This window comes from Burkholderia latens (genome assembly GCF_001718795.1).
GTDB lineage: Bacteria > Pseudomonadota > Gammaproteobacteria > Burkholderiales > Burkholderiaceae > Burkholderia > Burkholderia latens_A.
The window spans coordinates 694,842-721,240 of record NZ_CP013435.1; the positions used below are offsets into that span (position 1 = coordinate 694,842).

27 protein-coding genes and 1 other RNA gene are annotated in these 26,399 nt (G+C 67.2%); 11 read left to right on the forward strand and 17 right to left on the reverse strand.

Annotated features, from left to right (window positions below):
• Positions 1 to 138: 138 nt before the first annotated feature.
• On the reverse strand, positions 139 to 1,056 hold the full coding sequence (locus WK25_RS03235; RefSeq protein WP_040143416.1) for a class II glutamine amidotransferase: 918 nt from the start codon (positions 1,054 to 1,056) through the stop codon (positions 139 to 141).
• Between the two features lie 201 nt (positions 1,057 to 1,257).
• On the opposite strand from WK25_RS03235, the gene pyrC reads away from it, so the two are divergent.
• The 3 genes from pyrC to rnpB all read left to right on the forward strand — a co-directional run bounded on the left by pyrC (position 1,258) and on the right by rnpB (position 3,621).
• A complete protein-coding gene (gene pyrC / locus WK25_RS03240; RefSeq protein ID WP_040143417.1) occupies positions 1,258 to 2,322 on the forward strand; it encodes a dihydroorotase in 1,065 nt (354 codons plus the stop codon).
• Positions 2,319 to 3,197, forward strand: coding sequence for a DUF3025 domain-containing protein (locus WK25_RS03245; RefSeq protein ID WP_069240972.1), 879 nt, complete (start codon positions 2,319 to 2,321; stop codon positions 3,195 to 3,197). Before pyrC ends, WK25_RS03245 begins: the two co-directional genes overlap by 4 nt.
• A 12-nt stretch (positions 3,198 to 3,209) precedes the next feature.
• Positions 3,210 to 3,621: RNase P RNA component class A (gene rnpB, locus WK25_RS03250), an RNA gene on the forward strand.
• Between the two features lie 69 nt (positions 3,622 to 3,690).
• On the opposite strand, the gene WK25_RS03255 is transcribed toward rnpB, so the two are convergent.
• Positions 3,691 to 4,155, reverse strand: coding sequence for an OsmC family protein (locus tag WK25_RS03255; protein ID WP_080294563.1), 465 nt, complete (start codon positions 4,153 to 4,155; stop codon positions 3,691 to 3,693).
• Positions 4,156 to 4,589: 434 nt separating this feature from the next.
• Positions 4,590 to 4,910, reverse strand: coding sequence for a DUF1090 family protein (locus WK25_RS03260; RefSeq protein WP_059547891.1), 321 nt, complete (start codon positions 4,908 to 4,910; stop codon positions 4,590 to 4,592).
• A 315-nt stretch (positions 4,911 to 5,225) separates the two neighbouring features.
• Here WK25_RS03260 and rplM point away from each other — a divergent pair, with 315 nt between their 5' ends.
• The 3 genes from rplM to erpA all read left to right on the forward strand — a co-directional run bounded on the left by rplM (position 5,226) and on the right by erpA (position 6,636).
• Positions 5,226 to 5,654 (forward strand): 50S ribosomal protein L13, encoded by a 429-nt coding sequence (gene rplM, locus WK25_RS03265; RefSeq protein ID WP_009687896.1) that lies wholly within the window; start codon positions 5,226 to 5,228, stop codon positions 5,652 to 5,654.
• 11 nt (positions 5,655 to 5,665) lie between these two features.
• Positions 5,666 to 6,058: a 30S ribosomal protein S9 gene (rpsI, locus tag WK25_RS03270; protein WP_011883283.1), complete on the forward strand. Its 393-nt coding sequence runs from the start codon at positions 5,666 to 5,668 to the stop codon at positions 6,056 to 6,058.
• A gap of 206 nt (positions 6,059 to 6,264) precedes the next feature.
• On the forward strand, positions 6,265 to 6,636 hold the full coding sequence (gene erpA / locus WK25_RS03275) for an iron-sulfur cluster insertion protein ErpA (protein WP_006751888.1): 372 nt from the start codon (positions 6,265 to 6,267) through the stop codon (positions 6,634 to 6,636).
• 105 nt (positions 6,637 to 6,741) lie between these two features.
• Here the strand turns inward: erpA and WK25_RS03280 are convergent, their stop codons facing one another.
• Complete coding sequence (locus tag WK25_RS03280) at positions 6,742 to 7,890, reverse strand: anhydro-N-acetylmuramic acid kinase (protein WP_040144877.1); 1,149 nt, start codon at positions 7,888 to 7,890, stop codon at positions 6,742 to 6,744.
• 142 nt (positions 7,891 to 8,032) lie between these two features.
• On the opposite strand from WK25_RS03280, the gene tyrS reads away from it, so the two are divergent.
• Genes tyrS through WK25_RS03295 form a run of 3 tightly spaced genes read left to right on the forward strand, consistent with a single transcriptional unit; the run spans position 8,033 to position 10,425 of the window.
• Positions 8,033 to 9,274, forward strand: a complete 1,242-nt coding sequence (gene tyrS, locus WK25_RS03285) for a tyrosine--tRNA ligase (RefSeq protein WP_040143420.1) — start codon at positions 8,033 to 8,035, stop codon at positions 9,272 to 9,274.
• Entirely contained in the window at positions 9,271 to 9,729 is a 459-nt protein-coding gene (dtd, locus tag WK25_RS03290) for a D-aminoacyl-tRNA deacylase (protein WP_040143421.1), read from the forward strand. Before tyrS ends, dtd begins: the two co-directional genes overlap by 4 nt.
• 33 nt (positions 9,730 to 9,762) lie before the next feature.
• On the forward strand, positions 9,763 to 10,425 hold the full coding sequence (locus tag WK25_RS03295; protein ID WP_069240973.1) for a histidine phosphatase family protein: 663 nt from the start codon (positions 9,763 to 9,765) through the stop codon (positions 10,423 to 10,425).
• Between the two features lie 144 nt (positions 10,426 to 10,569).
• On the opposite strand, the gene WK25_RS03300 is transcribed toward WK25_RS03295, so the two are convergent.
• The 9 genes from WK25_RS03300 to WK25_RS03340 form a co-directional block, all read right to left on the reverse strand.
• The gene (locus tag WK25_RS03300) at positions 10,570 to 11,523 is read right to left on the reverse strand and encodes an oxygenase MpaB family protein (protein WP_069240974.1); all 954 of its coding nucleotides are present in this window, start codon (positions 11,521 to 11,523) and stop codon (positions 10,570 to 10,572) included.
• 24 nt (positions 11,524 to 11,547) lie between these two features.
• Complete coding sequence (ruvB, locus tag WK25_RS03305; protein WP_040143424.1) at positions 11,548 to 12,615, reverse strand: Holliday junction branch migration DNA helicase RuvB; 1,068 nt, start codon at positions 12,613 to 12,615, stop codon at positions 11,548 to 11,550.
• 121 nt (positions 12,616 to 12,736) lie between these two features.
• On the reverse strand, positions 12,737 to 13,318 hold the full coding sequence (ruvA, locus tag WK25_RS03310) for a Holliday junction branch migration protein RuvA (protein WP_069240975.1): 582 nt from the start codon (positions 13,316 to 13,318) through the stop codon (positions 12,737 to 12,739).
• Positions 13,319 to 13,589: 271 nt separating this feature from the next.
• Positions 13,590 to 14,132 carry a crossover junction endodeoxyribonuclease RuvC gene (gene ruvC, locus WK25_RS03315; protein WP_069240976.1) on the reverse strand — a complete coding sequence of 181 codons (543 nt, stop codon included), beginning with the start codon at positions 14,130 to 14,132 and terminating at the stop codon, positions 13,590 to 13,592.
• Positions 14,133 to 14,283: 151 nt separating this feature from the next.
• Positions 14,284 to 15,849, reverse strand: coding sequence for a bifunctional phosphoribosylaminoimidazolecarboxamide formyltransferase/IMP cyclohydrolase (gene purH, locus WK25_RS03320; RefSeq protein WP_040143427.1), 1,566 nt, complete (start codon positions 15,847 to 15,849; stop codon positions 14,284 to 14,286).
• Between the two features lie 44 nt (positions 15,850 to 15,893).
• On the reverse strand, positions 15,894 to 16,127 hold the full coding sequence (locus WK25_RS03325) for a Fis family transcriptional regulator (RefSeq protein WP_006476892.1): 234 nt from the start codon (positions 16,125 to 16,127) through the stop codon (positions 15,894 to 15,896).
• A complete protein-coding gene (gene dusB / locus WK25_RS03330; RefSeq protein WP_040144878.1) occupies positions 16,124 to 17,191 on the reverse strand; it encodes a tRNA dihydrouridine synthase DusB in 1,068 nt (355 codons plus the stop codon). Before dusB ends, WK25_RS03325 begins: the two co-directional genes overlap by 4 nt.
• 143 nt (positions 17,192 to 17,334) lie before the next feature.
• Entirely contained in the window at positions 17,335 to 18,513 is a 1,179-nt protein-coding gene (locus WK25_RS03335) for a UbiH/UbiF/VisC/COQ6 family ubiquinone biosynthesis hydroxylase (protein ID WP_069240977.1), read from the reverse strand.
• 110 nt (positions 18,514 to 18,623) lie between these two features.
• Entirely contained in the window at positions 18,624 to 20,018 is a 1,395-nt protein-coding gene (locus WK25_RS03340; protein ID WP_059547827.1) for an aminopeptidase P N-terminal domain-containing protein, read from the reverse strand.
• A gap of 185 nt (positions 20,019 to 20,203) precedes the next feature.
• On the opposite strand from WK25_RS03340, the gene WK25_RS03345 reads away from it, so the two are divergent.
• On the forward strand, positions 20,204 to 20,818 hold the full coding sequence (locus WK25_RS03345; RefSeq protein WP_040143430.1) for a glutathione S-transferase family protein: 615 nt from the start codon (positions 20,204 to 20,206) through the stop codon (positions 20,816 to 20,818).
• A 106-nt stretch (positions 20,819 to 20,924) separates the two neighbouring features.
• On the opposite strand, the gene WK25_RS03350 is transcribed toward WK25_RS03345, so the two are convergent.
• The 4 genes from WK25_RS03350 to WK25_RS03365 all read right to left on the reverse strand — a co-directional run bounded on the left by WK25_RS03350 (position 20,925) and on the right by WK25_RS03365 (position 25,365).
• Positions 20,925 to 22,544, reverse strand: a complete 1,620-nt coding sequence (locus WK25_RS03350) for an FMN-binding glutamate synthase family protein (RefSeq protein ID WP_040143431.1) — start codon at positions 22,542 to 22,544, stop codon at positions 20,925 to 20,927.
• A 119-nt stretch (positions 22,545 to 22,663) separates the two neighbouring features.
• Positions 22,664 to 23,848: a tRNA 2-thiouridine(34) synthase MnmA gene (gene mnmA, locus WK25_RS03355; RefSeq protein WP_059547825.1), complete on the reverse strand. Its 1,185-nt coding sequence runs from the start codon at positions 23,846 to 23,848 to the stop codon at positions 22,664 to 22,666.
• On the reverse strand, positions 23,845 to 24,354 hold the full coding sequence (locus WK25_RS03360) for an NUDIX hydrolase (protein WP_069241920.1): 510 nt from the start codon (positions 24,352 to 24,354) through the stop codon (positions 23,845 to 23,847). The genes mnmA and WK25_RS03360 overlap by 4 nt, the downstream gene beginning before the upstream one ends.
• Positions 24,355 to 24,444: 90 nt before the next feature.
• Positions 24,445 to 25,365, reverse strand: coding sequence for a LysR family transcriptional regulator (locus WK25_RS03365; RefSeq protein ID WP_040143433.1), 921 nt, complete (start codon positions 25,363 to 25,365; stop codon positions 24,445 to 24,447).
• Between the two features lie 89 nt (positions 25,366 to 25,454).
• Between WK25_RS03365 and WK25_RS03370 the strand changes: the two genes are divergently transcribed.
• The gene (locus WK25_RS03370; RefSeq protein WP_040143434.1) at positions 25,455 to 26,378 is read left to right on the forward strand and encodes a carbon-nitrogen hydrolase family protein; all 924 of its coding nucleotides are present in this window, start codon (positions 25,455 to 25,457) and stop codon (positions 26,376 to 26,378) included.
• Positions 26,379 to 26,399 lie beyond the last annotated feature (21 nt).

The following is a 26,399-nucleotide window of genomic DNA, read 5'->3' on the forward strand; positions in this document are numbered from 1 at the left end:
ATTTTCTACCGATCGTGAGGCTGGTTCAGCGGCGGACAATGCGACGCGACAAGCGAGCGAGCGGCCGCCGGCCGCTGCGACACTGCATCGCGATGTGACGGGAAGCGAGAAGCGGGAGCGACGCCGAAACGACGCCGCTCAGAAGTCGATCGCGTCGTCGGCGTCGTTCGCGGCGGTTGCCGCGAGCGCTTCGAGACGCGCGTCCGCGCACGGCGCGGACGCCGATGCGTCGAGCGCCGGGTTGCGCAGTTTCTCGAGCACGCGTTCGGGAACCGGAATCTGCATGCGCGCGGCGACGTCGCCGCACTGGAACATGATCAGCTCGCCCGGTTCGAACGAGGTCCAGACTTCGTTGTCGGTCAGCGGCTGCGTGGCGATTACCGCGACGCGATCCTCGGGCGTCGTGTATTTCGCGAAGTCGATCGACAGGTCTTCGTCGACCAGATGCGCGGTCGAGAACGGCCAGCGACGCACGAGGTAGTGCAGCCGCGTCGAGCAGTGCGCGAACAGCGCCTGGCCGTTCGACATCAGGAAATTGAACACGCCGTGATCGGTGATCCCGCGCGTCAGCTCGCCAACGCGCTCGAACAGCTCCGGCAACGGCGGCTGGGCGCCGGGAAACGCTTCGCGCAGCCCCTGCATCAGCACGCAGAACGCCTTCTCGCTGTCGGTGGTGCCGACCGGATGGTAGACGCTGCCGTCGAGATCGGGTTCGTAGTCCTGCAGATCGCCGTTATGCGCGAAGATCCAGTGGCGTCCCCACAGCTCGCGCATGAAAGGATGGCTGTTCTCGAGCAGGATGTGGCCCTGCGTGGCCTTGCGGATGTGCGCGATCGTGTTCTTGGACTTGATCGGATAGCGCTTCACCATCTCGGCGATCGGCGACGTGGCCGATGCCTGGTGGTCGATGAAGAGGCGGCACGCCTTGTCCTCGAAGAACGCGATTCCCCAGCCGTCGGCATGGTGATCGGTGAGGCCGCCCCGGGCCGCGAAACCCGTGAAGGAGAATGTGACGTCCGTCGGTGCGGCGCAGTTCATTCCTAGGAGTTGGCACATTTTACTTGGGGCGGGGCGCGGAAGCAGGGTAACCAACCGGGTGAACCCCGGTACAATGTGGCTCCTAGCATATCACCGAGCCTCGAGCGGTAAAAAGCGGATTCCGCCGGCCGAAGGCCGCGTGTTGCGGTTTGCCGTCAGTCGGCCCGCGCACGCGTTCCGGCCCCGCAGATGGCCAGCCCGTTCCTCACGACGCCTCCTATGACTGCCTCGAACGCTTCCTCTCCGGCGACGCTCACGCTCGCCCGTCCCGACGACCTGCACCTGCACCTGCGCGACGGCGACATGCTGGCCGCGGTGCTGCCGCACACAGCGCGCCAGTTCGCCCGTGCGATCGTGATGCCGAACCTGAAGCCGCCCGTCACGACCACCGCGCACGCGCAAGCGTATCGCGAGCGGATCCTCGCCGCACTGCCGGCGGGGATGGCGTTCGAGCCGCTGATGACGCTGTACCTGACCGACAACACGGCGCCCGACGAAATCCGCCGCGCGCGCGATAGCGGCTTCGTGCACGGCGTGAAGCTGTATCCGGCCGGCGCGACAACGAATTCCGACCATGGCGTCAGCGATCTCGCGAAGTGCGCGAAGACGCTCGAGGTGATGCAGGAAACCGGCATGCCGCTGCTCGTGCACGGCGAAGTGACCGATCCGGCGGTCGACATGTTCGATCGCGAGAAGGTGTTCATCGACCGTGTAATGACGCCGCTGCGCCGCGATTTTCCGGGCCTGAAGGTCGTGTTCGAGCACATCACGACGAAGGATGCGGCCGACTACGTGCGCGACGCCGACGCGGCGCCGGGCCTGCTCGGCGCGACGATCACGCCGCAGCACATGCTGTACAGCCGCAACGCGTTGTTCGTCGGCGGGATTCGCCCGCACTACTACTGCCTGCCGGTGCTCAAGCGCGAGACGCACCGCGTCGCGCTCGTCGAAGCAGCGACGTCGGGCAACCCGCGCTTCTTCCTCGGCACCGACAGCGCGCCGCACGCGCGCGGCGCGAAGGAAACCGCGTGCGGCTGCGCGGGCTGCTACACGGCCCTGCACGCGCTCGAGCTGTACGCGGAAGCATTCGACCAGGCGGGCGCGCTCGACAAGCTGGAAAATTTCGCGAGCCGCTTCGGCGCCGATTTCTACGGGCTTCCGCACAGCACCGACACGATCACGCTGCGTCGCGAGACGTGGGAATTGCCGCGCGAGGTTTTCGCCGGAGATACGCCGGTCGTGCCGCTGCGCGCCGGCGAAACGATCGGCTGGAAATTCGCATGACCGGCTCGCCGCCGCGCGGCGCCGGCCAGACGGACGGCAGCGGGGCGGCGGCGTTCGCGCGGATCGACTGGTCCGCGCCGTGGCTCGCGCCTTATCGCGTGCACGGGCGTGCGCTGCAGGCCGCCGCGATCGCCGGCGAGCCCGCGTTGCTCGATGCGCTGAACGACGCGCTGCGCGGCGGCGCGCGCGCGAGCGGCCGCGGCAAGCCGCTGCGGTTCGCGCCGCAGGCCGAGCTCCCGGCGGGCATCGCGTACGAAACCCATATCGCCGACACGGGCCGCGTGCCGACCCGCCACAATCTGCACGACTTCTTCAATGCACTCGTCTGGTTCGCATATCCGCGTATCAAGGCCGCGCTGAACGCACGCCAGGCCGCGGCGATCGACGCGGCGGGCGGTGTCGGGCCCGTGCGCGGCACACTGCGCGATGCGCTGACGCTGTTCGATGAAAACGCCGCGCTGTTCGTGACGGCCGACCGCACGCTCGCCGATGCGCTGCGCGGCTTCGACTGGAAGCAGCTTCTGGTTGCCGCGCGCGACGCGTGGGGCGCGCGTTGCGAGGCCCGGCTCGTCGGCCATGCGCTGCTCGAGAAGCTCGTCGCGCCTTACAAGTCCTGCACCGCACACACGTGGATCGTCGAAGTGAGTGACGACTATTTTTCGTGGCCCGACGCGCAGCGTGCCGCGCATGTCGATGCGCAGATCGCCGGCGAACTCGCGACGCGCGCGCTGACGAGCCGCGATTTCGCGCCGCTGCCGGTGCTCGGCGTGCCGGGCTGGTGCGATGCGAATGCGGCGCCGTCGTTTTACGACGATCCGGCCGTGTTCCGCAGCGGCCGCCGCAGTCGGGCTGCCGCCGACGGCGCGCAGTGCTAGAATGCGCATCGCAAAGCAGGCTAGGCAGTCGCGGCCTTGCCGCCTTCGGGCAGGCAGGGGCGAGGAAAGTCCGGACTCCACAGGGCAGGGTGATGGCTAACGGCCATCCGTGGCGACACGCGGAACAGGGCAACAGAAAGCAAACCGCCGATGGCCCGGCGCAAGCCGGGATCAGGTAAGGGTGAAACGGTGCGGTAAGAGCGCACCGCGGCGACGGCGACGTTCGCCGGCACGGTAACCTCCACCCGGAGCAATTCCAAGTAGGCAGGCGCGCATTTTCGGATGCAGGACGGGGCCCCCGTCTCGTCTGCGGGTAGGAAGCTTGAGCGCGTCAGCAATGGCGCGCCTAGAGGAATGACTGCCACGCGCGGCACGCTTCGGCGTGCGGCGTGCACAGAATCCGGCTTATCGGCCAGCTTTGCCGCTCGAATGCGAAAGGGCCGGCGCTCGTCACGGAGCGCCGGCCCTTTTTTCATGCGCGACCGCCGCGCGTTCAGGACGCGACGATGTCGAACGAGTGCGTCAGCTCGGCCGTTTTCGCGATCATGATCGATGCGGAGCAGTACTTGTCATGCGACAGGTTGATCGCGCGCTCGACCGTGGCCGGATTCAGGTTGCGGCCCGTGACGGTGAAGTGGAAGTGCACCTTCGTGAACACCTTCGGGTCCTCGCTTGCGCGTTCTGCCTTCAGCGTGACCGAGCAGCCGGTGACTTCCTGCCGGCTCTTCTTCAGGATCAGCACGACGTCGTACGCAGTGCAGCCGCCGGTGCCGACCAGCACCATCTCCATCGGGCGCGGCGCGAGGTTATGGCCGCCGCCCTCCGGCGCGCCGTCCATCGCGACGAGGTGCCCGCTTCCGGTCTGGGCCGAAAACGCCATGCCGTCCTGACCCATCCAGCTTACTTTGCATTCCATGCTTGCACTCCAGCGTTGCCTGATTCGGATTCGATCTTGCATTGTAGCCCGTGGCGCAACGGTCGGCTGATGCGCTGCACGAAGCGAAACGCCCGACCGGCGAACAGGCAGCCGCACCCGCCGACGCAGCGCGCATTCCACGATGCCTTTAGGGGTTTTGCTCTAGATGGGGCGGTGTCCGCTCGTCGCAAATGTGCCGGAACTTGATGATTTTAAAAGAAAAATTTCCGATGCCGGCGATTCGTCGACAATCCCGCATTGTGGTGTGCGATTTCGTAATGCAAATTTTCTTGTGCAGTCGGCAACCGCTTCGTATAATAAGTGTCATTGGTTGTCGCGCTGCGGCAACCTCCGAATGTCTCCTCCACCCTCCTCCTAAGGTGGATTAAGCCCGAACCAGCCGTTCGGGCTTTTTTTCGTCCAATGCAAACATCGGTGCGCACGCTGCGCGCGCCGATATCCGTGGTGGACGTGAATTACGCAGGTTGTCGTGCGGCGGGCTGCGATGCTGCGGCCGCCGGCGCCGTGGCGGCCGGCGCCTCGCCGGAACGTGCGGGCGGCGGCGAAGCGTGGGCGGCGGACGCGTGCTCGCGGCTGCGGGCGCAGAAGTGGTGCACGCGATCGCGCACCGCGCGCAGGCGGGCGACGCGATCTTCGGCATGCGCGTCTCGCGCGTCGGCGATGCGCGCGTCGAGCGCTGCGAGCTTGGCCTCGCAACCGGCCCGGGCTGCGGTGGCAGGTGCCGCGGCGGCCATCAGCGCAGCCGCGAGAAAGGGTGTAAGTCGTTGTTTCATCATGCTTGTTTGTTCGTTTTCTCGGATCTGGCCGGTCGGGCGCGGCAAGGTCAGGTGTCGCGCGTCGACGGGTGCCGGCGCGGGCGGTCGGTTCGCCAAGCGTAGATGGGGCACGACCGAATTTTGGCCCATTTCGGACGCCGGGTGTCGCGGGACGCGGATTCTCTTTGACCGAGGCGCGGTATTTCCTTTATAATTCAGGGCTTTTCCGCATTCATGCCCACGGAAAAAGAACAGGGAGAGCCTGCACCGCGCCTCGAAGCGCACTCAGACAAGCAGGAAGAACACATCGGGCAAAGCATTTTTTTTGGATCGATCATGAAGACGTTTTCCGCAAAAGCCCATGAGGTGACGCGCGAATGGTACGTGATTGACGCGACGGATAAGGTTCTCGGCCGTGTTGCCAGCGAAGTGGCACGCCGTCTGCGCGGCAAGCACAAGCCTGAGTTCACCCCGCACGTCGACACTGGTGATTTCATCATCATCATTAACGCGAGCAAGTTGAAGGTCACGGGCAACAAGACTCTGGACAAGAAGTACTACCGTCACTCGGGCTACCCGGGCGGTATCTATGAAACGACGTTCGGCAAGATGCAGGAACGCTTCCCGGGCCGTGCGCTCGAGAAGGCGGTCAAGGGCATGCTGCCGAAGGGCCCGCTCGGCTACGCGATGATCAAGAAGCTGAAGGTCTACGCAGAAGCGACGCATCCGCACTCGGCTCAACAGCCGAAGGCGCTCGAGATCTAAGGGGAGCCCACATGATCGGTAACTGGAACTACGGCACGGGCCGCCGCAAGAGCGCAGTCGCACGTGTCTTCATCAAGGCTGGCAAGGGCGACATCATCGTCAACGGCAAGCCCATCGCTGACTACTTCTCGCGTGAAACGTCGCTGATGATCGTGCGTCAGCCGCTGGAACTCACGAACCACGGCCAGACGTTCGACATCAAGGTCAACGTCAATGGCGGCGGTGAAACGGGCCAGGCAGGCGCAGTGCGTCACGGCATCACCCGCGCACTGATCGACTACGATGCGACGCTGAAGCCGTCGCTGTCGAACGCAGGCTTCGTCACGCGCGATGCACGTGAAGTCGAGCGTAAGAAGGTTGGTCTGCGCAAGGCACGCCGCGCAAAGCAGTTCTCGAAGCGTTAATTTCGCTTCATGGCCGCGTCGCCTTCGGGCGGCGTCCGCCCGAAAAACCGCCAGTCATCGCGCTGGCGGTTTTTTTATGCCCGCGCGGCGGCGCCCGCGGAACGTTTCGTGAACTGAAATCAACAAGAACCTATTGATTTCATGGACATCAGCACGATCTTCTGATCGGCCCTACAATAGCGGCTAAAGCTTTTTGGAGAGTTCGCATGAACGCTGTTACCGAATCCGCAGCAACGACGGCCGAAATGCCGGTACCGTTCGTCTTCACCGACGCCGCGGCCGACAAGGTCAAGCAACTGATCGACGAAGAGGGCAATCCCGACCTGAAGCTGCGCGTGTTCGTGCAAGGCGGCGGCTGCTCGGGCTTCCAGTATGGCTTCACGTTCGACGAGGAAGTCAACGAGGACGACACCGTGATGAACAAGAATGGCGTCCAGCTGCTGATCGACTCGATGAGCTACCAGTATCTGGTCGGCGCCGAGATCGACTACAAGGACGACCTCAATGGCGCCCAGTTCGTGATCAAGAACCCGAATGCCACGACCACCTGCGGGTGCGGCTCGTCGTTCTCGGTCTGAGCGCGCGACGGACGTGTCCGGTTCGCCAGAATGAAAACGGGGCTACATGCCCCGTTTTTTTATTCCCGTGCGCGGCGTGAACGCGTGCGTCGTGCTGGCGGGTCGTCAGCGTGGGTAGAGGGCGCCGAGCACGCGTTCGCCCGCCGCACCGGTCACGCTTGCAAGATTTCCCGGCTGGCGGGCGGTAAAGCGGTACGCGAGCCACGCGAACGCGAGCGCCTCGACCTGCTGCGGCGGCACGCCGAGCGCGGCAGTGGTGTCGACCGCCGCCGGCACGCCGGCGTCGCGCAGTGCGTCCTTCAGCGCGGCCAGCAGCACAGGATTGCGCGCGCCGCCGCCGCAGACGAACACGGCGCTGCAATCCGCCGCATGCTGCGCGATTTCGCGCGCGACCGACACGGCCGTGAGCGCGGTCAGCGTGGCCTGCACGTCTTCGGGCGCGACCTGCGGGAACGCCGTCAGCTTCGCGTCGAGCCACGCGGGATTGAACAGGTCGCGGCCGGTACTCTTCGGCGGCGGCGCGGTGAAGTACGGTTCCGCGAGCAGCGCGTCGAGCAGCGGCGCGTGCACGGTTCCGCGCGCGGCGAACTTGCCGCCGTCGTCGTACGGCTTGCCGAGGTGGCGTGTCGCCCATGCGTCGAGCAGCGCATTCGCGGGGCCGCAGTCGAAGCCGCGCACGTCGCCGCCTGCGGCGGGCAGGATCGTGATATTGCTGATCCCGCCGAGATTGCAGACGACCCGCGTGTCGCCGGCGGCCCCGAACACCGTCGCATGAAATGCCGGCGCGAGCGGGGCGCCGTGGCCGCCTGCCGCGACGTCGCGGCTGCGGAAATCGGCGATGACGTCGATATGCGCGAGCTCCGCGAGCAACGCCGGATTGTTGAGCTGACGCGTGTAGCCGCGCTCCGGACGATGCCGCACCGTCTGGCCGTGCACGCCGATCGCGCGGATGTCGTCGCGCGCCAGCCCGGCCGTGCGCTGCAGCTCGTGGCAGCACACCGCGTAGCGTGCGACGAGCGCGTTCGCCGCGACCGATTCGCGATCGATTTCGTTGTCGCCGGGCTGCTGCAGCGCGAACAGCGCGTCGCGCAGCGACTGCGCGAAGCCGACGAACGCTTCCGCGAGCACGACGGGCGCCTTGCCCGTCTCGAAACGCACGGCGACGCCATCGACGCCGTCCATGCTGGTTCCCGACATCAGCCCGAAGTAAATGCCGTCGGCAGGATGGGCGGGTTGCGGATGTCGTTGCGGCACGTTGGGTTCTCCTCGATCATGCGGCGCGGGCCGGTGCCGCGCGCCTTGCGCCCGATTATCCGCGCAACCTGACGCGTCGTTAAGCGATCCACGCGCAAGTTATGGGAAAATCCCTGTCTTTGCGACATTCTTCCCGGCACCGATGAGCACCGAACCCAGTTCCAAGCCTGTTTTCCCGATCACCGACGAAGTCCGCCATGCGCTCGCCGTCACGAAGCGCGGCGTCGACGAACTGCTGATCGAGGAAGAATTCGCGCAGAAGCTCGCGCGCAGCGCGGCCACCGGCACGCCGCTGCGCATCAAGCTCGGCCTCGATCCGACCGCGCCCGACATTCACATCGGCCATACGGTCGTGCTGAACAAGATGCGTCAGCTGCAGGACCTCGGTCACACGGTAATCTTCCTGATCGGCGATTTCACGTCGCTGATCGGCGATCCGTCGGGCCGCAACGCGACGCGGCCGCCGCTCACGCGCGAGCAGATCGAAGCGAACGCGAAGACCTATTTCGAGCAGGCCGCGCTCGTGCTCGATCGCGACAAGACCGAGATCCGCTACAACAGCGAATGGTCGATGCCGCTCGGCGCCGACGGCATGATCAAGCTCGCGTCGCGTTACACCGTCGCGCGGATTCTCGAGCGCGAGGACTTCACGAAGCGCTTCCAGAGCGGCGTGCCGATCTCGATCCACGAATTCCTGTACCCGCTGATGCAGGGCTACGACTCGGTCGCGCTGAATGCCGACCTCGAGCTCGGCGGCACCGATCAGAAGTTCAACCTGCTGGTCGGCCGCGAACTGCAGAAGCAATACGGCCAGGAACAGCAGTGCATTCTGACGATGCCGCTCCTCGAAGGCCTGGACGGCGTCGAGAAGATGTCGAAGTCGAAGGGCAACTACGTCGGCATCAGCGAGAAGCCGACCGACATGTTCGGCAAGCTGATGAGCATCTCGGACACGCTGATGTGGCGTTACTTCGAACTGCTGTCGTTCCGCAGCATGGAAGAAATCGCCGGCTTCAAGCGCGACGCAGAAGGCGGCCGCAACCCGCGCGACTTCAAGGTGCTGCTCGCGCAGGAAATCGTCGCGCGCTTCCACTCGCAGGCCGATGCCGAGCGGGCGCTGGAGGATTTCAACCACCGCGCGAAGGGCGGCGTGCCGGACGATATCCCGTCGGTCACGCTCGCGGGCGCACCGCTCGCGATCGGCCAGTTGCTGAAGCAGGCGGGCCTCGTGCCGTCGACGAGCGAAGCGCTGCGCAACATCGAGCAGGGCGGTGTGAAGATCGACGGCGCGACGGTGTCCGACAAGGGCCTGAAGGTCGACGCCGGCGAGTTCGTCGTCCAGGTCGGCAAGCGCCGCTTCGCGCGCGTCACGCTGACCGCATGATCGCGCTGATTCAGCGCGTGAAGCGCGCCGACGTGCGCGTCGGCGACCGCACGACCGGCGAGATCGGCCCGGGCCTGCTCGCGCTCGTCTGCGCGGAGCGCGGCGACACCGAGGCCGTGGCCGACAAACTGCTCGCGAAGGTGCTGGGCTACCGCGTGTTCAGTGACGCGGCCGGCAAGATGAACCTGCCGGTGTCGAACATCGACGGCGCAGGCCGCGCCGGCGGGCTGCTGCTCGTGTCGCAGTTCACACTCGCCGCTGATACCAACAGCGGGCTGCGGCCGAGCTTCACGCCGGCGGCGCCGCCCGACGAAGGCGCGCGCCTGTTCGACTATTTCGTCGCGGCCGCGCGCGCGCGTCATTCGGTCGTCGAGACCGGCGAGTTCGGCGCCGACATGCAGGTGTCGCTCGTCAACGACGGCCCGGTGACGTTCTGGCTGCAAGTGCGGCCCTGAGCGGCCCTGATACTTTCCCGGAGACGCGCCGCGATGGCAACCACGCAAATCCTGTTCATTCGCCATGGCGAGACGGCCTGGAACCGCATCAAGCGGATCCAGGGCCATATCGACATTCCGCTGGCCGACACGGGGCTCGCGCAGGCGCAGCGGTTGGCGGCCCGGCTGGTGCGCGAAGCGCGCGACGGCCAGCGCATCGACGCGATTTATTCGAGCGACCTGATGCGCGCGCAGCAGACCGCGCAACCCTTCGCCGATGCGCTCGGGCTGCCGCTGCAGTTGCGCGAAGGGCTGCGCGAACGCTCGTACGGCGTGTTCCAGGGGCATGACAGCACCGAGATCGAGACGCTGTTCCCGGATGCGTATGCCGCATGGCAGACGCGCGACCCCGGCTTCGCGCCCGACGGCGGCGAGTCGCAGCGCGAGTTCTATCACCGTGTGCTGCATGCGCTCGAGCCGATCGTCGCGTCGCATCCGGGCGGACGCATCGCATGCGTCGCGCACGGCGGCGTGCTCGACTGCGTCTATCGCTTTGCAAACGGCATCGACCTGGCAGCGCCGCGCAGCTATCAACTGCTCAACACGAGCATCAATGTCGTCGATTACGTCGATGGTCGCGCGCAGATCGTCCATTGGGCCGACGTGTCGCATCTCGATACCGCGAGCGACGACGACGGGTATCGCAAGGTGCTTTGATCCGGGCGTGTGCGCCTGCTCGTCACGGATATATCCGTTGAGCGGAATGCCGCGCTGGGAGCGGGCAGGATTGACGCCCGGTCACGCGACCGCGCGCGGGCGCAGGATCGTCAGCCTGTTTCGGGTAGACGATCAGCAGAGCCGTCAGCCGGGTGGCGTGCCGTCGGGCGGTGTCGCGGCCGCGCGGCGTCGTGCGCGTTTCGACGCACCATTGACCAGCGCCCAGCGCAGCACCGGCGCGACGGCCCGGACCCCTGGACGCACCACCGCGCGCCGCAGCGGCGCGAACGTCGCTACGCGCAGCATCCGTTGCGCCCAGGGCGGCAGCAGGTCGATTCCAGCATGCATCATCAGCGACGCGGCCGGACGCAGTGCCGGCGTGGCGACCGGCGCGTTCATCAGGATATCCATCACGTCGAACGTGCGCGGCCCCGCCGCGAGTTCGGACTGCATTCGCGCGAGATACGTCGCGACTTCGGCGCGTGAACGCGGGACGTCCACGGCGCCCAGCAACTCGGCGATCAACGCCGTTTCGGCGTAGTAGCCGTCCTGCAGTTCGTCCGGCAGCGACGGATTCACATAGCGCAAGTGCGCGGCGAGGAAGCTCGATACTTCCGCGACATGCACCCACGTGAGCAACGCCGGATCGTCGGCCCGGTATGGACGGCCGTCGGGCGCGGTGCCCGAGACGCGCGCGTGGATCGCCTTCACGCGTTCGATCAGCGCCAGGGCGTCCGCGCGGCTGCCGAACGTCGTGCCCGTGATGAACGTCGCGGTGCGCCGCAAGCGGCCGAGGATGTCGGTGCGGAACGACGAGTGATCCCAGACGCCCGCAAGCGCGAGCGGGTGGAGTGCCTGCAGCAGCAGCGCGGCGATGCCGCCCGTCATCATCGACGTGAAATCGGCATGCACGCGCCAGCAGATCGCATCGGGGCCGAACAGCCCCGGGTCGCCGGGCGGGGACGACAGATCGATCGACGGACCGCCGCCGCCTGCCGTCAGGTGCGTGACGCCCGCCACGAGCCGTTTGCGGATCGGCTCGGCCCAGCGCGGGCCCGGTGCCGGGGCGGAGCGGTGTGAGCTGGGCGGCGTGGTCATGGCTGGCTTCGTGCTGGCAGCGGGTTACTTCCCGTCCGGGGTATCCCACATGTCGCGTTCGGTGTTGCGGACGTCGGGCGCGGAAAGCCCGAAGTGGCGATACGTGAGCAGCGTCGCGACTCGCCCGCGCGGCGTGCGCTGCAGGAAGCCCTGCTGGATCAGATATGGTTCGAGCACGTCCTCGATCGTGTCGCGCTCCTCGCCGATCGCCGCCGCGAGGTTGTCGATGCCGACCGGACCGCCGTCGAACTTGTGCAGGATTGCCTCGAGCAGCTTGCGGTCCATCAGGTCGAAGCCGACCGGATCGACGTCGAGCATTGCGAGCGCGGCGTCGGCGACGGCCGCGGTGATCTGGCCGTCGGCCTTCACTTCCGCATAGTCGCGCACGCGGCGCAGCAGCCGGTTCGCAATCCGCGGCGTGCCGCGCGAGCGCTTCGCGATCTCCAGCGCGCCATTTGGATCGATCTGCGCGTTCAGCAGCGACGCCGAGCGGCGCACGATGCGCGACAGCTGATCGGCATCGTAGAACTCGAGCCGGGCGACGATACCGAAGCGGTCGCGCAGCGGATTGGTCAGCATCCCCGCGCGCGTGGTCGCACCCACGAGCGTGAACGGCTGCAGGTCGAGCTTCACGCTGCGCGCGGCCGGCCCTTCACCGATCATGATGTCGATCTGGTAATCCTCGAGCGCCGGATACAGGATTTCCTCGACGACCGGCGACAGACGGTGGATCTCGTCGATGAACAGCACGTCGTTCGCTTCGAGGTTGGTCAGCAGCGCGGCGAGGTCGCCCGCGCGTTCGAGCACGGGGCCCGACGTCTGCCGCAGGTTCACGCCCATTTCACGCGCGATGATGTGCGCGAGGGTCGTCTTGCCGAGGCCCGGCGGCCCGAACAGCAGCACGTGGTCGAGCGGCTCGGAACGGCGCTTCGCGGCTTCGATGAAGATCTCGAGCTGGCCGCGCACCTTTTCCTGGCCGACGTAGTCGTCGAGCTGGCGCGGCCGCAGCGCGCGTTCGAACACCTCCTCGTGCGACGAGGCGGGCGTGGCGGCGATGATCCGCTCGGCGGCAAGTTTGTCGGTTTCAATCATGCGGCCATTGTACCGCGCACCGTCGCGCGGCCGAACTGGCCGAACGGCCGACTGGCGCGCCCCGCACGGCGGCGCGACACTGGCTCCGACAGGTGGTTCCGACAACCGGCTCGGGCGGCCGTTACACCTTCGACAGCGCCTTCAGCGCGAGCTTGATGCCTTCCGACACGCCGGTGCCCGCCGGCACGTTCTTGATCGCGGCGAGGCCTTCCTTTTCGGAATAGCCGAGCGCGACGAGCGCATTGAGGATGTCAGTCGCGTGATCGGACGGCGACGCGGCGCCGGCGAGCGCGCCGAGGTCTGCGCCGAGCTTGCCCTTCAGCTCGAGCAGCAGGCGTTCGGCAGTCTTCTTGCCGATGCCGGGCAGGCGCGTGAGGCGTGCGGCGTCCTGCATCGTCACGGCCTGCGCGAGTTCCTGCACGCTCATGCCGGACAGCACGGCGAGCGCCATGCGCGCGCCGATGCCGGTGATCTTCAGCAGTTCGCGGAAGGTCGTGCGCTCTTGCGGCGTCAGGAAGCCGTACAGCAGGTGCGCGTCTTCGCGCACGATCTGCTGCGTGAGCAGGACGACGCGTTCGCCCGTTTGCGGCAGGTTGTAGAAGGTACTCATCGGTACGTCGATTTCGTAGCCGACGCCATTGCAGTCGACGAGCAGGTGAGGCGGATTCTTTTCGAGCAGGATGCCGGCGATGCGACCGATCATGGATGGCGGGATGCGAGGAAGAAAGCGCGAGTGTAGCGCAGCTGCGGCGCGATGCCGACGGGGCGGCTGTCAGATCGGGGGGCGCCCCGTGCAACCTGGATGCGGACGGCCGGGGATGGCGGTAGATGGTGACGGTGTAGCCGGCAGGCGGCGGGCAATAAGTCGGGAGATGGCAGGCGATGGGGCGATGAGCCCACCAGGGCCGGCAAGCCGCGTTTCGGCCGTCCCGGTTGGCCGCCGCTGCGGCACGCGGTCGCGTGCGGCAGCGGCGTCAGCCGACAAGCCGACCACGCCGCACGCGCAGCCCCTGCTTCGCGAGCGCCGGCGCGATGCCGCTGATCGTGCCGAGTGTATTGCCGCTGTGCGCGTGGCAGATCGCCATGCCGAGCGCGTCGGCCGCGTCGCTGCCGGGCTGGCCGGTGAGATTGAGCAGCCGCGTGACCATCTCCTGCATCTGGGACTTGGTCGCGCGGCCGTAACCGACGACCGCCTGCTTCAGTTGCAGCGCGGTGTATTCGGCAACCGGCAACCCGCCGGCGACGAGTCCGCAAATCGCGGCGCCGCGCGCTTGCCCGAGCAGCAGCGTCGACTGCGGGTTCACGTTGACGAACACCTGCTCGATCGCGGCCTGGTCCGGCGCATGCTCGCGCACGAGCGTCGACACGCCCTGGAAGATCGTACCGAGCCGGGTGGCAAGGTCGGCCGCAGGCGTGCGGATCACGCCGCTCGCGACATACGCGAGGCGGTGGCCGCTGACGTCGATGACGCCGAAGCCGGTAACGCGCAGCCCAGGGTCGATGCCGAGAATTCGCATGAGTGAGGAGAAAAACGTGATGCAGCGATACTACAACGAACGGCGCGCCGGGCCGGCCGAACGGCCGCGCACGAACGCGCCGCGCAATAAAAAACCCGGCGGGTGCGATACCGCCGGGCTTGCGTGCAGCGGCCGCGCAGGCCGCGTGCGATCAGTGACGGAAGTGGCGTACGCCCGTCAGGATCATCGCGATGCCGTGCTCGTCGGCTGCCGCGATCACTTCGTCGTCGCGCATCGAGCCGCCCGGCTGGATCACGCAAGTCGCGCCCGCCGCCACGACCACGTCAAGGCCGTCGCGGAACGGGAAGAATGCATCGGACGCAACCGCCGAACCGGCGAGCGTGAGGCCGGCGTTCTGTGCCTTGATGCTCGCGATGCGTGCGGAATCGACGCGGCTCATCTGACCCGCGCCGACGCCGAGCGTCATGCCGTTGCCGCAGAACACGATCGCGTTCGACTTCACGTACTTCGCGACGCGCCATGCGAACAGCAGGTCGTCCATCTCCTTCTCGGTCGGCTGGCGCTTCGTGACGACGCGCAGCTCGCTCGGCTGCACGTTCTTCGAGTCGAGCGACTGCACGAGCAGGCCGCCGCCGACACGCTTCAGGTCGAATGCGTTGTGGCCGTCGCCGAGCGCGATTTCCAGCAGACGCACGTTCTGCTTCGCGGCGAACACCTGCTTCGCGGCGTCCGTGAACGACGGCGCGATCAGCACTTCGACGAACTGCTTCGCGACTGCCTGGGCGGCCGCTTCGTCGACTTCGCGATTGAACGCGATGATGCCGCCGAATGCCGACGTCGGGTCGGTCTGGAATGCCTTCGCGTACGCGTCGGCCGAATCGCTGCCTACCGCGACGCCGCACGGGTTCGCGTGCTTGATGATCACGCAGGCCGGCGCGTCGAACGTCTTCACGCATTCCCACGCCGCGTCCGAATCGGCGATGTTGTTGTACGACAGTTCCTTGCCCTGCAGCTGGCGGTAGTTGGCCAGCGCGCCGGCCGGCGCCGCGAGGTCGCGGTAGAACGCGGCGCTCTGGTGCGGGTTCTCGCCGTAGCGCAGGTCCTGCACCTTGTCGAACGCCATGTTCAGCGTGGCCGGGTATGCGCTGCGCGATGCGTGCTGCAGCTCGTCGGTCAGGCTCGTCAGATAGTTCGTGATCGCGCCGTCGTATTGCGCGGTGTGCGCGAACACCTTGGTCGCGAGGCGGAAGTTGGTCGCGTAGCCGATCGCGTTGCCGTTCGCCTTCATTTCGTCGAGCACGACCGCGTAGTCGGCCGGATCGACGACGACCGTCACGTCGCGGTGGTTCTTCGCGGCCGAACGCAGCATCGTCGGGCCGCCGATGTCGATGTTCTCGATCGCGTCGGCGAGCGTGCAGTCGTCCTTCGCGATCGTCGCGACGAACGGATACAGGTTCACGACAAGCAGATCGATCGTCGGGATGTTGTGCTGCTCCAGGGCCTGCATGTGCTCGGGCAGGTCGCGGCGGGCGAGGATGCCGCCGTGCACCTTCGGGTGCAGCGTCTTCACGCGCCCATCGAGCATTTCCGGAAAGCCCGTGTAATCGGCCACTTCGGTAACGGCCAGGCCGGCGTCGGCGAGAAGTTTCGCGGTGCCGCCGGTCGACAGCAGCTTGACGCCGAGGTCGGACAGCGACTTCGCGAAGTCGACGATGCCGGTCTTGTCGGAAACGGAAATGAGCGCTTGCTTGATCATGATGGAACCACCAATAGCCAGGGAAACGGGGACGGGACGGCCGCCTACAGCAGGCCGTGCTGCTGCAGCTTCTTGCGCAGCGTGTTGCGGTTGATGCCGAGGTACTCGGCGGCGAGCGACTGGTTGCCGCCGGCCTGTACGAGCACGACCTCGAGCATCGGCTTTTCGACGCAGGACATCACCATTTCATAGACGTCGTGCGGATTGGAGCCGTCTAGATCCCGGAAATACACGTCCAGGCTCTCGCGGACACATTGTTCGATGTTGTGCTTGCTCATGCTGCTAACTGGTTATGGTCGTCCGGCTCGCCCTGGCCGTTTTCCGCTTCGTCATCGACATAGACGAGGTGGTCCGACAGCGCCTTTTGCGCCTCGAAGAAGGCATTGACGGCGGCGAGCTGCTCGCGGGTGGAATCGAGCGTGTTCATCCGGTGCCGGAACGCATTGGCACCGGAAAGGCCGCGAGTGTACCAGCCGATGTGCTTGCGCGCAGTACGGACTCCGGTGAATTCGCCGTAGAACGCGTAGTGGTCTTCCAGGTGTTCGTTCATCACGTGCTGGATCTCGTCGATCCGCGGCGGCGGCATCAGCTCGCCGGTTTGCAGGAAATGATCGATTTCACGGAACAGCCACGGCCGGCCTTGCGCGGCGCGACCGATCATCAGCGCGTCGGCGCCGGTTGCGTCGAGCACGGCCTTCGCTTTCGCCGGCGACGTGATGTCGCCGTTCGCGACGACCGGGATGCGCACGGCCGCCTTCACGGCCGCGATGGTGTCGTATTCCGCTTCGCCGCGGTAAAGGTCGGCGCGCGTGCGGCCGTGCACGGTCAGCATCGAGATGCCGGCTGCTTCGGCGAGGCGCGCGACCGTGATCGCGTTCTTGTGCTCGCGATCCCAGCCGGTACGGATCTTCAGCGTGACCGGCACCGCATCGGGCCCCGTACCGACCGCCGCGACGACGGCCTCGACGATCCGCTGCACGAGCGGCTCGTTCTGCAGCAGCGCGGAGCCGGCCGCGACGTTGCAGACCTTCTTCGCCGGGCAACCCATGTTGATGTCGATGATTTGCGCGCCGTTGTCGACGTTGTAGCGGGCCGCTTCGGCCATCATCGCCGGATCGGCGCCGGCGATCTGCACCGCGATCGGCTCGACTTCGCCTTCGTGGTTCGCGCGCCGCATCGTCTTCGCGCTTTTCCACAGCTGCGCATTGGACGCGACCATCTCGGACACCGCGTATCCGGCCCCCAGCCGCTTGCACAGCTGGCGGAACGGACGGTCCGTCACGCCGGCCATCGGGGCGACGAACAGGTTGTTACGCAAAACGTGAGGGCCGATAACGGGCATCGCAATGGCACCGCCCGCGGGCACCGGGCGTCGCGGGCAAAAAAGGGCGGAGGGAAAACGCGCATTTTACCGTATTCCCATGCCCCGCCGATTTGACCCGGTTTGCGCGGCGCGGGTGCACGTCACGCGCGGCACGCCAAGCGTCAGTTGCGCTGGCCGAACATCATCTGGCGCGCGATCGCCTTCTTGAGCGGCGGCACGAATTCGAGCGCGGTGAGCGCCGCGCCGCGCAGCAGCGGAAGCGGCCCACCGTCGATCGTGAACAGGCGCGCGAGCGTGTCGGTCGCGCCGATCGTGAACCGCCGGTCCAGCGCGCGGCGCGCGTTGAAGGTCGCAAGCGCGGCCGCTTCATAGCCGTGCGTGGACAGCGCGTCGACGAGCGTATGCGCATCGCGCAGCCCGAGATTGAGCCCCTGGCCGGCGACCGGATGCAGTGTTTGCGCGGCGTTCCCGACGATCGCGGTGCGTCCGCTGACGAGCGTTTGCGCGGCGGTCAGCCCAAGCGGGAACGACGCGCGTCCCGCGATCGCGACGAACCGGCCCATCCGTTCGCCGAAGGCCGCGCCGAGTTCGCGCAGGAACGCATCGTCGGGCAGCGCCGCGCGGCGTGCGGCCTCGGCGGGCGTGCAGCACCACACGAGCGAATACGCAGCACCGCCAAGCGGCAGCAGCGCAAGCGGGCCTTCGTGCGTGAAGCGCTCCCACGCGACGTTCGGGCGCGGCGCCGACACCGTGACCGTGCCGACGATCGCCGTCTGCCCGTAGTCGCGGCGATGCTTGCCCGTATCGGCGTGCTGCTCGTGAAACAGTCCGCCCTCGGCATTGATGACGATGCGCGCGCGCAGTGTGCGTTCGCCTTGCGGCCCGTCGAGCGTCAGCGTGACGCCGTCGGCGTCCTGCTGCGGGGCGCGGGCGGTGGTCGACGTGAGCCAGTCGATGCGCGTGCCGCGCACCGCGGTCGCGAGCGCCTGCACGATCGAACCGTAACGCACGACGTAGCCGAGCGCGGCGACATCGTGTTCGTCGCGGTCGATCAGCGTGCGGCCGAAATGGCCGCGCTGCGATACGTGGATGTGTTCGATCGGCGTCGCGTCGGCGGGCCATGCGAGCGTGTCGAGCAATACGCGGCTGCCGTGCGATACGGCGATCGCGCGTGGATCGTTCGCGCTCGCGGCCGGTTCGCGCGCGTCGATTAGCGCGATCGATGCGTGCTGCGTCGCGCTGCGTCGCGCGAGCCAGCCGGCGAGCGCGAGCCCGACGGGGCCCGCGCCGACGATGGCGAGGTCGTAGTCCGGCGTGGCCGGGGAGGAAGCGGTCGTCATCAGTGTTCGTGAAACGGGGTAACGGTCAACGTCCGATCAGTGGCGAGCGGCAATACGCCGGCCGCCGTCGCCGCCCGAAGGCCGATGGGGCGCGGCGGCTTGCGGTGCGCTCATGCGCCGGGTGCGCCCGCGCGCATCAGCGCCTCGATCTCGGCGGCCGCGACGGGCACGTCGCGCGTGATCAGTTCGCAACCGTGCTCGCGCACGATCGCGTCGTCCTCGATGCGGATGCCGATGTTCCAGTACTCGGCCGGCACGTCGTCGGCCGCGCGCACGTACAAGCCGGGCTCGACGGTGAGCGTCATGCCGGGCTTCAGCGTGCGCCACGGCAGCGCGCCGTTCGCGTCGCGCGCGGCGAGCCGCTCGCGGTAGTCGCCGCAATCGTGCACGTCCATCCCGAGCCAGTGGCCGGTGCGGTGCATGTAGAAGCGCGCATACGCACGCTCGGCGATCACGTCGTCGACGCTCGAGAAGCGGGTCTTCGGAATGATGCCGGTGTCGAGCAACCCCTGCGCGAGCACGCGCACGGCCGCGTCGTGCGGCGCTTCGAACGGCACGCCCGCGCGCGTCGCGTCGATCGCGGCCTGCTGCGCGGCAAGCACGATGTCGTACAGCGTGCGCTGCGCGGGCGAGAAGCGGCCGTTGGCCGGGAACGTGCGTGTGATGTCCGACGCGTAGCCATCGAGTTCGCACGCGGCGTCGATCAGGATCAGGTCGCCGTCCTGCGCGGCCGCGTTGCCCGCCGGGTAGTGCAGCACGCACGCGTTCGCGCCGGCCGCGACGATCGAGCCGTACGCGGGCGCCTGCGCACCGTGCTTGCGGAACGTGTACAGCAGCTCGGCCTCGAGTTCGTATTCGCGTATGCCCGGGCGGCATACCTGCATCGCGCGGCGGTGCGCGAGCGCGGAGATGTGCGCGGCGCGCATCATGATCGCGAGTTCGTGTTCGTCCTTCACGAGCCGCATGTCGTCGAGCAGCGGCGTGAGGTCGAGCATCGCGTCCGGCGCGGCAACGCCGGTGCGCGCCTGCGCGCGCACCGCGTCGAGCCAGCCGGCCAGTTGGCGATCGAACTCGGCCGATGCGCCGAAGCGATAGTGGACGGTGCCCGCATCGGCAAGCAGGCGCGGCATCTCGGTATCGATCACGTCGACCGCATACGCCGCGTCGAAGCCGAACGCGTCGCGCGCGGCCTCGGGCCCGTAATGGAAGCCTTCCCAGATTTCGCGATCGGCATTCTTCGCGCGGCAGAACAGGATCGATTCCGGCGCGCCGTGCGAGCCGGCGGCATTCAGCACGAGCACGGCATCGGGTTCGGTGAAGCCGGTCAGGTAATGGAAGTAGCTGTCATGCCGGTACGGGAAGGCCGTATCGCGGTTGCGCAGCAGTTCCGGGGCGGTGGGCACGATGGCGACGCCGCCGCCGGCGGCGCGCAGTGCGGCAAGCACGCGTTCGCGGCGCTGGCGGTAGACGTCGACGGCGATGTCGGTATCGAGGGGCGCGTTCATTCGTGCGATTGTAGCGCCGCCGGGCGCCGCGCGTGACAGGCATGGCCGCAAGCCACGCCGGACGGGCCTGTGCGGCAGCTGTTGCAAACCATCCACAGGCCGGACGGGCGATTTTCTACCCGGCAGTGCCGGCCGGTTATGATCGGCGACAACGTATACTCCCGGCAGTTCCCTTGAAAAGGCAGATGATGAAATTAATCGGTTCGCTCAGCAGCCCGTACGTCCGCAAGGCGCGGATCGTGCTTGCTGAAAAGAAGATCGACTACAAGCTGGAGCTCGAGAACGTATGGGCGCCGGAGACGAGCATTCATGCATCGAATCCGCTCGGCAAGGTCCCGTGTCTCGTGATGGAAGATGGTGCCGCGGTATTCGATTCCCGCGTGATTTGCGAATACGTCGATACGCTGTCGCCGGTCGGCAAGCTGATTCCGCCGTCGGGGCGCGAGCGCGTCGAAGTGCGCTGCTGGGAAGCGCTCGGCGACGGCGTGCTCGATGCGGCCGTTGCGATTCGTCTCGAACACACGCTACGGGAAGAAGGGCAACGCAGCGCGAGCTGGATCGCGCGCCAGCAGCGCAAGATCGACGACGCGCTCGTCGCGATGTCGCAGGGCCTCGGCGGCAAGACCTGGTGCGTCGGTAATCATTACACGCTCGCCGACATCGCGCTCGGCTGTGCGCTCGGCTACCTCGATTTCCGGATGCCGGAACTGAACTGGCGCGACCGTCATCCGAATCTCGACAAGCATTTCGTGAAGCTGTCGCAGCGGCAGACGTTCGCCGACACGGTGCCGCAGAACTGAACGGCGCCGGCTCCCTATCGAGCAGACGAAAGAAAAGCGCCCGCGGGCGCTTTTCTTTTTGGCGGGTCGCGCCGGCCGGCGCCACACGCGTCGCCTGTGCCGGGCGTTATTCGATCGACGCGTAAACGGTCTCGCCGAGGACGAACGAATCGCTGCGCGCGATCGGCCACCACTTGTCGTACAGCGTATAGCCGCAGGTCTGGCCGTCGAGCAGCGCACCGGGCTTCAGGTACTTCAGCAATTGCGACATCAGCCGCACCTCGTGCGGCGCGACGCGCTGCACGATGTGATGCGCGCGCAACTCGGACGGATGGCCGAGGCCGGCCGCCTGCACGAGTTCCTGCAGCGCACGCAGCGTATTGCGATGGAAGTTGTACACGCGCTCGGCCTTGTCCGGCACGACGAGCGCGCGCTGGCGCACCGGGTCCTGTGTCGCGACGCCGGTCGGGCAGCGGTCGGTGTGGCAGTGCTGCGCCTGGATGCAGCCGACCGCGAACATGAAGCCGCGCGCCGAGTTCACCCAGTCCGCGCCGATCGCGAGCGTGCGCGCGATGTCGAACGCGGTGATGATCTTGCCGCTCGCGCCGATCTTCACGCGGTCGCGCATGCCGATCCCGACGAGCGTGTTGTGCACCAGCAGCAGCCCTTCCTGCAGCGGCACGCCGACATGGTCGGTGAATTCGAGCGGGGCCGCGCCGGTGCCGCCTTCCGCACCGTCGACGACGATGAAGTCCGGCACGATGCCCGTCTCGATCATCGCCTTTGCGATCCCGAAGAATTCCCACGGATGGCCGATGCACAGCTTGAAACCGGTCGGCTTGCCGCCCGACAGCGTGCGCAGCCGCTCGACGAATTCGAGCAGCCCGCGCGGCGTCGAGAACTCGGAGTGCGTCGCGGGCGAGATGCAATCCTTGCCCATCGGCACGCCGCGCGTCTCGGCGATTTCCGGCGTGATCTTCGCGGCCGGCAGCACGCCGCCGTGGCCGGGCTTCGCACCCTGCGACAGCTTGATCTCGATCATCTTGACCTGCGGCTCCGCGGCCTGCTTCGCGAACTTGTCCGGGTTGAACGTGCCGTCGTCGTTGCGGCAGCCGAAGTAGCCGGACGCGATTTCCCAGATGATGTCGCCGCCGTGCTCGCGGTGATATTTCGACAGCGAGCCTTCGCCGGTGTCGTGCGCGAACCCGCCTTTCTTCGCGCCGAGGTTCAGCGAGCGGATCGCATTCGCGGACAGCGAGCCGAAGCTCATCGCCGAGATGTTGAAGATCGAGATGTCGTAAGGCTGCGCGCGACTCGCGCCGACCCGGATGCGGAAGTCGTGATTGGGCAGCTTCGTGGGCGCGAGCGAATGGCTGATCCATTCGTGCGCGACGGCCTTCACGTTGAGTTCGGTGCCGTACGGGCGGTTGTCCGCGACGTTCTTCGCGCGCTGGTAGACCAGGCTGCGCTGCGCGCGGGAGAACGGCTTCTCGTCGGTGTCGTCCTCGACGAAATACTGGCGGATCTCGGGACGGATGAACTCGAACAGGAAGCGAAAATGGCCCCAGAGCGGGTAGTTGCGCAGGATCGCGTGGCGGTCCTGGTTCAGGTCGTACAGGCCGACGGCGACGAGGGCAACGGGGATGACGATCCACAGCCACGAGAGCACGTGGATCGACGCGAGTGCGGCCGCGGCAACGAGCAGCAGGACGGCACACCACATCGCGAGGTAGCGTCGAGAAAGCATGGGGACTCCGTAAGAATCTTGAAATGCCGCCATGCGTGCGCTGCGAAGGCGGCGCGCCGGCCGCGACGGAATCGTGTTCCGCCGGGCGCGGCGTGCCGCAAGTCTAAACCGAATGAATGTCAGCGTGCTTCGGCGAGCGCGATTGCGTGACCTGCCGCCGATGCCGGTGCGGTTTGGCCGGGCTGGCCGGTGGCCGCGAACTCGATGATGCCGCCGCCGAGGCAGATCTCGCCGTCGTACAGCACGGCCGACTGGCCGGGCGTGACCGCCCATTGCGCGTCGTCGAACGCGAGCGAGAAGCGTCCGTCGTCGGTCTGGCCGAGCGCGGCCCGACCGAGCGCGGCCCGACTGAACCTGCACGCCGCGTCGGCCTGCCGGTAGCGCGTCTTCGCGCCACATGCGAAGCCTTCGCCCGGCGGCTCGCCGGCGACCCAGCTCACGTTGCCGGCGACCAGCTCGCGCGACAGCAGCCATGGATGGTCGTGGCCTTGCACGACGTACAGCGTGTTCGACGCGATGTCCTTCGCGGCGACGAACCACGGATCGCCGTTGCCGTCCTTGCTGCCGCCGAGGCCGATGCCCTTGCGCTGGCCGAACGTGTAGAACGCGAGGCCGATGTGCTCGCCGACCACCTTGCCGTCCGGCGTCTTCATCGGGCCGGGTTTCGTCGGCAGATAGCGGTTCAGGAAATCGCGAAACGGCCGCTCGCCGATGAAGCAGATGCCGGTCGAATCCTTCTTCTTCGCGTTCGGCAGGCCGATCTGCGCAGCGATCTCGCGCACCTTCGTCTTCGGGATCTCGCCGAGCGGGAACATCGTTTTCGACAACTGCGCCTGGTTCAGCCGGTGCAGGAAGTACGACTGGTCTTTCGTATGATCGAACGCCTTCAGCAGCTCGAAGCGGCCGTCGCGCTCGCGCACGCGCGCGTAGTGGCCGGTCGCGATCATTTCGGCGTCGAGCGACATCGCGTGGTCGAGGAACGCCTTGAACTTGATCTCGGCGTTGCACAGCACGTCGGGGTTCGGCGTGCGGCCGGCAGAGTATTCGCGCAGGAATTCTGCGAATACGCGGTCCTTGTATTCGGCTGCGAAGTTCACCGCTTCGACGTCGATGCCGATCAGGTCGGCGACGGATACCACGTCGATCCAGTCCTGGCGCGTCGAGCAGTATTCGCCGTCGTCGTCGTCTTCCCAGTTCTTCATGAACAGGCCGACCACGTCGTAGCCCTGTTCCTTCAACAGCCACGCGGTCACCGACGAATCGACGCCGCCCGACATGCCCACCACTACACGGCGCTTGCTCATTTGCCTACCGCCTGACGGTCGAATGCTTCCGGGCGCGGCGCGACCGAATGCGTATGCACGAAATCGAGCGGAATGCGCCGCCCGGCGAGATAATCGTCGACGCAGCGCATCACCGCCGGCGAACGGTGGCGCTCGGTGCACGCGCGCAGTTCGTCGGCGCTCATCCACAGCGTGCGGACGATGCCTTCGTCGAGCGCGTGGTTCGGCAGCGGCTCGCCGGCCGTGCCGCAGAACGTGAAGCGCAGGTAGGTCGCGCCGGCGCTGTCCGGGCGGTCGTAGTGCGCGAGATAGACGCCGACGAGCGCGTCGGGCGTGAACGGATGCGCGGTTTCCTCGAGCGTCTCGCGAATCACGGCGTCGGCGAGCGTCTCGCCGGCCTCAAGATGGCCGGCCGGCTGATTGATGCGCAGGCCCGTCGAGGTTTCTTCCTCGATCACGAGAAAGCGGCCGGCGCGCTCGACGAGCGCCGCGACGGTCACATGCGGGGTCCAGATTTCGGGTTTCATGGTTCGGCATTTTACCGGTTGCGCCACGACGCTGCCGGCCGTCTCGTTGGACGAATCCGGCCCCGATCGACCCGCCATATCCGCCCCTTTTTATGGCGCGACGATTCTCGCGACACAGGCAGCGATCGTGTCCCGCACGCGCACGATCGCCGGATCGCGCTGCGTGCTGGTCCGCCAGCCGATCTCGACCGGATAGCGCGGCAACTCGACCGGGCACGCGAGCGCCCGCAGCGACGTCGCGTGCGCGATCGCGCGCGCGGCGTGCGCCGGAATCGTCGCCACCGCGCCGGACCCGGCGAGCAGGTACGGCAGCGCCGCGAAGTGCGTGGTCGACGCCGCGACGCGCCGCTTGTGGCCGAGCGCGGCGAGCGCCTCGTCGACAATGCCGATCACGCCTCCGGACGACACCAGCAGGTGATCCCGCGCGAGGAAGTCGGCCAGCGCGAGCTTGCGCGGCGCACCGGCCTGGCCGGCAGGATCGATCAGGCACGCGTAACCGCCCGTCGCGACCGCGCGCCGGCTGAGTCCGTTTGCCGAGAATCCGCCCGAAGCGATCGCCACGTCGACGCCGTGCCGCAGCAGCGCGTCGCCCGCGATCCCGCTGTGGGTTTGCCTGAAGATCAGCCGAATACCGGCGGCTTCTCGCGCGACCGCGTCGATCAGCGCGCGGCCGAGCGCGATTTCGAAGTCGTCCGACAGCCCGATCGAGATCGTGCGGCCGATCCGCTCGCCGCCGTCGGTCACGATCGCGAGGCTTTCGCGGCAGCGGTCGAGCGCATCGGACAGGATCGGCTTCAGTTCGTCCGCGCGCGGCGTCGGCGCGAGCCCGCGGCCGGTGCGCGCGAACAGCGGATCGGCGTAGATCACGCGCAGCCGGGCGAGCGCCGCGCTGACCGCCGACTGCGTAAGGCCGAGCCGCAGCGCCGCGCGGCTCGCGCCGCCTTCCTCGTAGAGCGCCTCGAACACCTTCAGCAGGTTCAGGTCGAGCCCGGCGATATCATCTGCGTTCATGTCAGTTATCGTTGCATCGATTTGATCGATGAAATGATATCGACCAAGATGGCGTCGTCCGATTTACCGCACTTGCCGGAGACGCTCTCATGTTCACCTCGGTCATCGCCGCGCTGCAGATCGGCGCATCGCCCGCCGGCACGCGTGCCACGCTCGACACGATCCTCGGCTACGAAACTGCGATCCGCGACAGCGGCGCCTCGCTCGTCGTACTCCCCGAGGCCGTGCTCGGTGGTTATCCGAAAGGCGAGATCTTCGGCACGCGGCTCGGCTACCGATTGCCCGAGGGACGCGACGCGTATGCCCGCTACGCCGCCCAGGCGATCGACGTGCCGGGGCCGGAAACCGACGAACTGGCTGCGCTGTCGCAGCGCACCGGTGCAAGCATCGTGGTCGGCGTGATCGAGCGCGGCGGCAGCACGCTGTACTGCACGGCACTGTTCTTCGATCCGCGCGACGGGCTCGTCGCGAAGCACCGCAAGCTGATGCCGACCGGCACGGAGCGGCTGATCTGGGGGCAGGGCGACGGCTCGACGCTGCCCGTCGTCGAAACTGCCGCGGGCCGCGCGGGCGCCGCAATCTGCTGGGAGAACCACATGCCGCTGCTGCGCTGCGCGATGTACGCGAAAGGTGTGCAGATCTGGTGCGCGCCGACCGTCGACGAGCGCGACCTGTGGCTAAGCTCGATGCGGCACATCGCGCACGAGGGGCGCTGTTTCGTCGTGAGCGCGTGTCAGGTGCAGCCGTCGCCGAGCGCGCTGGGCATCGACGTGCCCGGCTGGGATCCCGAGCGGCCGCTGATCCGTGGCGGCAGCGTGATCGTCGGGCCGCTTGGCGATCTGCTGACCGAGCCGCTCATCGGCGAGGCGGGGCTCGTGACCGCGCGCATCGATCTCGACGAACTCGTGCGCGCGCGTTACGACTTCGACGTCGTGGGCCACTATGCGCGCGCCGACGTGTTTTCGCTGCACGTCGACGAGCGGCCGAAGCGGCCGGTGGTATTCGACGCGTGACGGCCGTTGGCGGGGCGACGC